Origin of the sequence: Proteiniphilum sp. UBA1028, assembly GCF_002316955.1 — a bacterium.
In the GTDB taxonomy this organism is placed as follows: Bacteria; Bacteroidota; Bacteroidia; order Bacteroidales; family Dysgonomonadaceae; genus Proteiniphilum.
Map to the genome: position 1 here is coordinate 7666 of NZ_DCEN01000005.1, position 1679 is coordinate 9344.

The 1679-nt window shown below is 32.8% G+C and carries 2 protein-coding genes; both read left to right on the top strand.

The genetic code is table 11. The annotated features are described in order from the left end of the window. Positions 1-81 precede the first annotated feature (81 nt). Positions 82-369 carry an NVEALA domain-containing protein gene (locus B3Z75_RS00660; protein WP_294066599.1) on the top strand — a complete coding sequence of 96 codons (288 nt, stop codon included), beginning with the start codon at positions 82-84 and terminating at the stop codon, positions 367-369. A 173-nt stretch (positions 370-542) separates the two neighbouring features. Then, the coding region (locus B3Z75_RS00665; RefSeq protein WP_294066602.1) for a 6-bladed beta-propeller at positions 543-1679 on the top strand (1137 nt) is incomplete at its 3' end.

A 1679-nucleotide genomic window follows, 5' to 3' on the forward strand; every position in this document is an offset into this window, starting at 1 on the left:
ACTTGATTATTTGTTTAGGATCAGATATTCTGATATGTTGCAACTGCAATAATGCAAAAAGACTTTTTAAAATCATTAAAGATGAAGAAAAGAATTTTATCAGGACTGTTTGCCCTTGCACTTCTTGCAACCGCAGGATTTGGGGTACAGAAAAGTGTGAAAAGTGAAGCAAGTTTGAGTGATTTGGCATTGGCAAATGTGGAGGCATTGGCGCAGAATGAAGATGGAAATAATTCTAAAGGTTCTCCCACTTCAAAAACGGTTACAAAATTCTTTTATGATTCGGAAGGTAAATTAATCAGAACAGAGGAACATGTTGAGCCATGTTGTATCCCGGGGAGTTTAAATTGCTATGCTCCACCGTGTTAAATAAGAGTGAATAGTATTAACATCCAACTCTTCTACTAGAGTTGGATGTTAATTAAGTCAATCTATAAAATATGAAGCCGATAGTGGAAAGTATTTTCAAGCACACAAAAGAAGATTAAGAAAAAGAGGGCTTAATACTTTACTTGAATCTTAGAATAATAAACACAAGCACAATGGAAAATATTAAAAAATTATTTTTGGGAGGACTATTTTTATTCATACTTTTTCAGTGCAATAATACGACAAATGAAGAGGGCTTAACAAATACTGTGAATGTAGATATAAATAAAAAAGAGACTTTTTATTTGGATAGTATTGCAGACTTTGGAGGTATTGTTCCGTTGGAAGTAACAGATGAAAGCTACATTAAGGAAATTAATCAAGTTTATTTGGTAGATTCATTTATTGTTGTTTGGGATTCCCCCATGAGTAATATATTAATATTCAACGATAAAGGAAGATATTTATATAATTTAGGTTCGAAAGGTCGGGGACCGGAAGAATATCTTAGTTTTGAAAGCGTTTATGTAGATTACAATAAACGACATATATCGTTGATGGATAATTCTAAACTATCTGTGATCACATATGATATCTTTGGAAATTTTATAAGTGAGGACGAAGTTCCGTATTATGCCTATGCGTTTTATCCGGATAAAAAGGGATATTGGATGTTGGATTACGGACAAAATCCGTTGAAGGATAATTTAATTCTGGTTGATTGCGAGTCGAAAGATATTATTCAGGGTTTTATGGGAACTAATGACAATCTCATAGTGATGAGTTCGAATAATTTTTTTGAAGATGAATTGGGCAATGTTCTGTTTCATTTTCCATACTTGAACACAATTTATACGTTAGAAGAAGACGGACTAAAACCTTTTTTGAGAGTTGACTTCGGGAAGTTGCAAAACCCATACACGGATATGAAATCATCTAATTTTCATGATGTGATAAAATCAAATAACTATGTAGGTGGAATTCATAATCTTTATAAGTATGAAGACCACTTGTTTTTCTCGTTTTATAAGTATCATGGCAGCAATAATATTGATTCATATAACGTACATATTTCATTGTTAGACAATAAAGTTTCTGTATTTGATTTTAACCTGCGTCATACAAGTGAACTGCCTGTTTCACCTCTTCCGACTATTATCGGATTGTCTGACGGAAAGTTAATTTATCAGATTGATCCAAATATTTTGGATGAAGCACTGATTGATAAACTAAAAGACTCGGATTTGATGAGGGATGCTGGAGTTTCGGCAATTACTGCAGAATACAATCCAATATTGGTGATATATGAC

What these genes read in the sequence shown, in the direction of transcription:
- B3Z75_RS00660 (WP_294066599.1), top strand. Translation starts at nt 82, where the DNA reads ATGAAGAAAAGAATTTTATCAGGACTGTTTGCCCTTGCACTTCTTGCA.